The sequence below is a fragment of the Mycobacterium sp. genome, from assembly GCF_035653355.1.
Lineage (GTDB): Bacteria > Actinomycetota > Actinomycetes > Mycobacteriales > Mycobacteriaceae > Mycobacterium.
The window spans coordinates 1-6686 of sequence record NZ_DASRBZ010000058.1 but is presented as its reverse complement, the minus strand read 5'-3'; the positions used below and the strand labels follow the sequence as shown (position 1 = coordinate 6686).

Annotated in this window: 4 protein-coding genes and 1 pseudogene; 4 read left to right on the top strand and 1 reads right to left on the bottom strand. The window is 65.4% G+C overall.

Annotation, left to right across the window (positions count from 1 at the left end):
- Positions 1-1492, bottom strand: a pseudogene (locus tag VFA16_RS01960) (HNH endonuclease signature motif containing protein); the annotation flags it as partial.
- A gap of 193 nt (positions 1493-1685) precedes the next feature.
- On the opposite strand from VFA16_RS01960, the gene VFA16_RS01955 reads away from it, so the two are divergent.
- The 4 genes from VFA16_RS01955 to pgk form a co-directional block, all read left to right on the top strand.
- Positions 1686-3455 carry a DUF3556 domain-containing protein gene (locus VFA16_RS01955; RefSeq protein WP_324966202.1) on the top strand — a complete coding sequence of 590 codons (1770 nt, stop codon included), beginning with the start codon at positions 1686-1688 and terminating at the stop codon, positions 3453-3455.
- Positions 3452-4873, top strand: a complete 1422-nt coding sequence (locus VFA16_RS01950; protein WP_324966201.1) for an NAD(P)/FAD-dependent oxidoreductase — start codon at positions 3452-3454, stop codon at positions 4871-4873. The genes VFA16_RS01955 and VFA16_RS01950 overlap by 4 nt, the downstream gene beginning before the upstream one ends.
- Positions 4874-5000: 127 nt before the next feature.
- Positions 5001-6020 (top strand): type I glyceraldehyde-3-phosphate dehydrogenase, encoded by a 1020-nt coding sequence (gene gap / locus VFA16_RS01945; protein ID WP_324966200.1) that lies wholly within the window; start codon positions 5001-5003, stop codon positions 6018-6020.
- Between the two features lie 3 nt (positions 6021-6023).
- Positions 6024-6686: phosphoglycerate kinase (gene pgk / locus VFA16_RS01940; RefSeq protein WP_324966199.1), on the top strand; the 663-nt coding region annotated here is incomplete at its 3' end.

Below are 6686 nucleotides of genomic sequence, written 5' to 3'. Positions count from 1 at the left end.
ACCCAACTACAGAATGGGCTGGTGCTCGGGGTGCCCTTGAACAGGAACAGCATGCCACGCATGTGGTTCCGGAACGTACGCGCTGCGATTCCTCTTTGCGGGATTCCTCAAGGTAGCGACGTGCTTCGTTGATGGGCCGCTGCTCGCGATTGTGCCTGCGGGCACGGGCGGTTCGGCTGGCGCGCTGCTTGGAGCGGCTGCGCCGGTTGGGCGTGGGTGCCGCACAGGCCGGCGTGCGCCATTGCGGAAACAGCTCAGCACCTGCCGGAGCGGTGCGGTAAATTTGTCCGGTCGGCGACGTCCAGACAATAGTGCCGTCGGCCAATTGGTCATCGTGCCACCCGCCGAACGTCTTCAACCGATGATGTTGGCGGCACAGGCATTTCAGGTTCCACGGCACCGTCAGCCCGCCGGCTCTCGGGTCGGGGTGGTTGAACGGAACCGTATCGTCGATGTCACAAACCGTCGCCGGACGGCTGCATCCCGGAAACCGACACGTCAAGTCTCGACACCGGATCGCGCGCTTCAGCGCTGCGGACGGTTGATAGCGCAACGCCTCCGCTGCGCTGGTTTGTGCGTCAGCTAGGCGAAGCGACGCAGCCGCCGCAAGCTCGCGGACCTGCTCAGCGTCGATCACGCCATAGCCCTCAAGGTAGCCGGGGTGGGAGCTGTCACCTTTGACCGTCTGGTCGGTGGCAACCACATTGATGACAACGTGTGCGCACGCGGAGCCGTCCTCGGGGGCCGCGAGCTCGGTTCGGGTGGGGCAGTCCGGTTTTCCGCAGGCGCATGCCAGGCGACGGCCTTCGGTCAGCGCGGCCAGCGCGTCGGCCCGGCGCTGGTCTAAAGTTCGCGGATCAGCCGGACACACCTGCTTGGCGAGCTGCGACAAGCGCCGGTCGAATGCTGTGGCGGCGGCAGCGGCGACGGTGCCGTACACCTCCGCCATCCCGTTGTCCTGCGCCGTGACACCGATATAGCGGTCTTCCTCAGCGGCAACCCGGCGTTCACGAGCCGCATCTGGGTCCATGGCGCGCACCGCGGCGTCGACGGCGTTGACGATTCGCTGCCTTGACCAGCTGTGCCATTTGCCGATTCGCGCGGCCAACGACTCGTCGAGCTTGGCAATCAAATCGCCGTCGGTGACCAGATCCGTCCGGCTGATGATCAACCGCACCGTGCGCCAGTCGGTTCTTCCTTCGGCTAGCAGCGCGGCAACCTTAGGCAACCGGATATCGAGTGCTTGAGCGTATGACACAAGATAACTGGCAGCCACCGGCGAGAGATTCATCGCGGCAGCTACCTCAGCCGTGGTTTGCTCGAACCCGTCGATCAGTGCATAGCCTCGCTCGGCGTTCGCCTTCTTGGCCGTAGAGCCGCGCTGCCGCAGAAGTGCCGCCACGGCCGCCAGCCGCCGCGCCACCAGCACGGACTCCAGCCGATACGACGATCCCACGGCGGCCACGAGGGCAGGCGGGTCCAGCTCAGCCATAGCGGCGGGCACGCCAACACCAGCGGCCGCCAGCGGATCGGTCAGGGTTTCGAACATACTTTCGATAATAGCCGACGCCACCGACGCGCGAGCCGGTTATCCACAGGAGCGGCCGATCAATATCTGCGGCGTGATTCGCCCTCTGCCAACTGATTTGGCGATAGACTCCGCTTTTCACGGAAACGAGGCCGTCATGGGATTCATCACACCGTCGGTTCCGGACGTCGATCCTGATACCTGGCGCACCCTGCCGTGGCGCACCCGGGTCCAGGCCTGCAGCCGCCACTGGGCCGAACACGGCTTCGGCACCCCTTATGCGGTGTACCTGCTCTACCTGCTCAAGATCGCCGTGTACATCGCCGCCCCGGCGGCAATCATTTCGCTCACACCGGGGCTGGGCGGCCTCGGTCACATCGGCGAATGGTGGACGCAGCCGATCGTGTATCAGAAGGTCATTGTCTTCACCTTGCTGTTCGAGGTGCTGGGCCTGGGCTGCGGATCAGGCCCGTTGACGGGAAGGTTTTGGCCGCCGATCGGTGGGTTCCTGTATTGGTTGCGGCCCAACACAATTCGCTTGCCACCGTGGCCGGGGAAAGTTCCGCTCACCGCCGGCGACACCCGCACCATCGTCGACGTCGCGCTCTACGCCATCGTGCTGATCTCCGGGACGTGGGCTCTACTGTCACCGGGACACGGCGGCCCGGCTACCGGCGGCGGCGACGTCGGGCTGATCGACCCAATGCTGGTGGTGCCGACCATCGTCGCGCTGGCGGTGCTCGGGCTGCGCGACAAGACCATCTTCTTGGCCGCCCGCGCCGAACACTACTGGCTCAAGCTGTTCGTGTTCTTCTTTCCGTTCGTCGACGAGATCGCGGCTTTCAAGATCATCATGCTTGGATTGTGGTGGGGCGCAGCGACATCCAAGCTCAACCACCACTTCCCGTACGTTGTGGCGGTGATGACCAGCAACAACGCGTTACTGCGGCCCAAAATGTTCAGCTGGTTCAAGCACATGCTCTACCGTGACGAGGCCAACGACCTGCGACCCTCCTGGCTGCCGAAACTGATGGCGCACGTGGGTGGTACCACAGCGGAATTCATCGTGCCGGGCGTGCTGGTCTTGCTCGCCGGCGGTCAGCCGTGGCGCTGGTTCCTCATCGGATTCATGGTGATCTTCCACCTCAACATCATTTCCAACCTCCCGATGGGAGTACCGTTGGAGTGGAACGTTTTCTTCATCTTCTCGCTGTTCTACCTGTTCGGGCACTACGGCTCTGTCACGGTCTACGACCTCAACTCACCGCTGCTGCTGGTCGTCCTTGTCATCGTGATTGCTACCGCCGTGATCGCAGGAAACATGTTTCCCCAACAGATTTCGTTCCTTCCGGGAATGCGCTACTACGCCGGCAACTGGGCCACCAGCCTGTGGTGCTTCCGTCCGGGCGCCGAGGACAAGATCGAAGCCAATGTTGCCAAAAGCTCGCCGCTGGTTGTGAACCAATTAAGAAGACTGTACGGCCCAGCCACCGCCGAACTCATGGCCGACAAGGTGCCAGGGGGGTTCCGAGCCATGCACCTACACGGCCGGGCACTCAACGGACTGCTGGCCCGCGCCATCAAGAACGAAGCCGACTATGCGATCCGGGAGGGTGAGATCATCGCCGGTCCACTCGTCGGGTGGAACTTCGGCGAGGGTCACCTGCACAACGAGCAACTGCTTGAGGCGGTGCAGCGGCGCTGTCACTTCGAGGAGGGCGACGTCCGGGTGATCACCCTGGAGGGCCAACCGATCCAGACGCAGAAGCAGTGGTACCGGATTGCCGACGCCAAGACCGGCGTGATCGAAGAGGGATATGTCAAAGTCGAGGACATGCTGAGCCGCCAGCCGTGGCCCGAACCGGGCGACCAAATCCCCGTCCACCCCACTAGGCACCACACCGACGTCGCGCACCGGTCGCAGTGACCACCGCCGTCGTCGTCGGCGCCGGCCCCAACGGCTTGGCCGCCGCAATCAACCTGGCGCGCCACGGCGTCGACGTGCAGGTGCTGGAGGCGGCTGACAGGATCGGCGGCGGTGCGCGGTCGGGCGAACTGACGGTGCCCGGCGTCGTCCACGACCACTGTTCGGCCTTTCACCCGATGGCGGTGGGTTCACCGTTCTGGGCGCAGATCGACCTGGAACGGCGCGGGCTGACCTGGCGGTGGCCAGAAATCGACTGCGCACATCCGCTCGACGACGGCACTGCCGCGGTGTTGTATCGGTCGATCGATCGGACCGCCGCCGGTCTCGGCTCCGACGGGCCGCGCTGGCGACGCGCGCTGAGTGACCTGGCGGCCGGTTTCGACGAGCTCTCACACGATTTGCTGCGGCCGGTGCTGGGCATCCCGCGCCACCCGATCCGCCTCGCCGGCTTCGGCCCCCGGGCCGTGTTGCCGGCCACGGTAATGGCGCGGTGGTTTCGCACCGAGAAAGCTCGCGCCTTGTTCGGCGGTGCGGCCGCACACGTCTATACCCGGCTCGACCGACCACTGACCGCGTCACTGGGACTGATGATTTTGGCGAGCGGACACCGCTACGGCTGGCCGGTCGCGCAAGGCGGATCGGGGTTCATCATCGCGGCCGCGGCGACTGCGCTTGGCGAGTACGGCGGGGCGATCGCAACCGGCGTCACCGTCAGCAGCCGCGCCGACATCCCCGACGCCGATATCGTGATGCTCGACCTGAGTCCCGCTGCGGCGCTGTCTATTTACGGCGATCTCATGCCGGCCCGCATCAAGCGGTCCTATCAGCGCTACCGCGAAGATTCGTCGGCGTTCAAGGTCGACTTCGCCATCGACGGCGATATCCCGTGGGCCGACCCCGCCTGCGGCCGCGCGGGCACCGTCCACCTAGGTGGGACGTTCGCCGAAATCGCGCAGACTGAACTCGAGCGCGCCAAAGGCCAGATGCCCAGGCGGCCTTTCGTGCTCGTCGGGCAGCAATACTTGGCGGACCCTTCGCGCTCCAACGGCAGCATCAACCCGATTTGGGCTTACGCGCACGTGCCCTTCGGCTACGACGGCGACGCCACCGACGCGGTAGTCGACCAGATCGAGCGGTTCGCACCCGGATTTCGCGACCGCATCGTCGCAACGGTCAGCAAGTCAACCGCCGAGCTGCAGGCCTATAACGCGAACTTCATCGGCGGCGACATCATCGGCGGCGCCAACGACGGCCTGCAGATCCTTTTTCGGCCGCGGGTGGCGGTCGATCCGTATTTCACTGGTGTGCCCGGCGTCTACCTGTGCTCGCAATCGACGCCTCCCGGCGCCGGTGTGCACGGGCTGTGCGGATATCACGCCGCCGAATCGGCGTTGCGCCGCCTGCGCTCGGCAAAGTAGCGGCTCAGCCTGGCGCACCCGGTTCGCGGCGCGGATGGTCGGGCTTGTCCTCGGGCCCTTCCGGGCCCCCATGCCCACCGGACTAGGCTGGCGCGGGTAGACCACCAGCGACTAAGGAGAGATCCACGTGACGGTCCGAGTAGGCATCAACGGCTTCGGTCGAATCGGACGCAACTTCTATCGGGCCCTACTCGCGCAGCAGCAGCAGGGCATCACCGACGTCGAAGTGGTGGCCGTCAACGACATCACCGACAACGCCACGCTGGCGCACCTGCTGAAATTCGACTCGATCCTGGGCCGGCTGGCCCAAGACGTGGGCTTGGAAGGCGAGGACACCATCGTCGTCGGCAGCGCCAAAATCAAAGCCCTGGAGGTCAGGGAAGGCCCGGCCGCCATGCCGTGGCGTGATCTCGGTGTCGACGTGGTCGTCGAATCCACCGGGCTTTTCACCAACGCCGCCAAGGCCAAGGGTCACCTCGACGCCGGCGCGAAGAAGGTCGTCATCTCGGCTCCGGCCACCGACCCCGACATCACCATCGTGCTCGGCGTCAACGACGACAAGTACGACGGCAGCCAGAACATCATCTCCAACGCGTCGTGCACCACGAACTGTCTTGCGCCGCTGGCCAAAGTGCTCCATGACGAGTTCGGCATCGTCAAAGGCCTGATGACCACCATCCACGCCTACACGCAGGACCAGAATCTGCAAGACGGGCCGCACAAAGACCTGCGCCGCGCCCGGGCCGCCGCGTTGAACATCGTGCCGACCTCGACCGGCGCCGCCAAGGCGATCGGGCTGGTAATGCCCGAGCTCAACGGCAAGCTCGATGGGTACGCGCTGCGGGTGCCGATCCCGACCGGCTCGGTGACCGACCTGACCGCCGAGCTGTCCAAGCCAGCCGGCGTCGAGGAGATCAACGCCGCGTTCAAAGCCGCCGCCGAGGGTCGGCTCAAGGGCATCCTCAAGTACTACGACGCGCCGATCGTCTCCACCGACATCGTCACCGACCCGCACAGCTCGATCTTCGACGCCGGGCTGACCAAGGTCATAGACAACCAAGCCAAAGTGGTGTCCTGGTACGACAACGAATGGGGCTACTCCAACCGCCTCGTCGACCTGGTCGCCCTGGTCGGCAAGTCGCTGTAAGCCGTGGCCATCAAGACACTCGAAGACCTTCTCGCCGAAGGAGTCTCGGGTCGCGGAGTCTTGGTGCGCTCCGATCTGAACGTCCCGCTCGAGAACGGGACCATCACCGATCCCGGCCGCATCACCGCGTCCGTGCCGACGCTGAAGGCGCTGGTCGACGCCGGCGCCAAAGTGGTCGTCACCGCGCACCTGGGTCGCCCTAAGGACGGCCCCGACCCGAAGCTGTCGCTGGCGCCGGTCGCCGCTGCGCTGCGCGAGCAGCTCGGCCAAGGCGTCCAGTTGGCCGGCGATGTCGTGGGCAGCGACGCGGTCGCCCGCGCCCAAGCACTGAGCGATGGTGACCTGCTGCTGCTGGAGAACGTTCGCTTCGACCCGCGCGAAACCAGCAAGGACGACGGCGAGCGCCTCGCGTTGGCCCGCCAACTGGCCGAACTGGTCGGAGACGGCGGCGCTTTCGTGTCCGACGGGTTCGGTGTTGTGCACCGTAAGCAAGCCTCGGTCTACGACGTCGCAACACTGTTACCGCACTACGCCGGCACGCTGGTCGCGGCCGAGGTCAAAGTCCTCGAGCAGCTGACCAGCTCCACGGAACGGCCGTATGCCGTGGTACTCGGCGGGTCGAAGGTGTCGGACAAGCTCGGCGTGATCGAGAAGCTGGCCACCAAG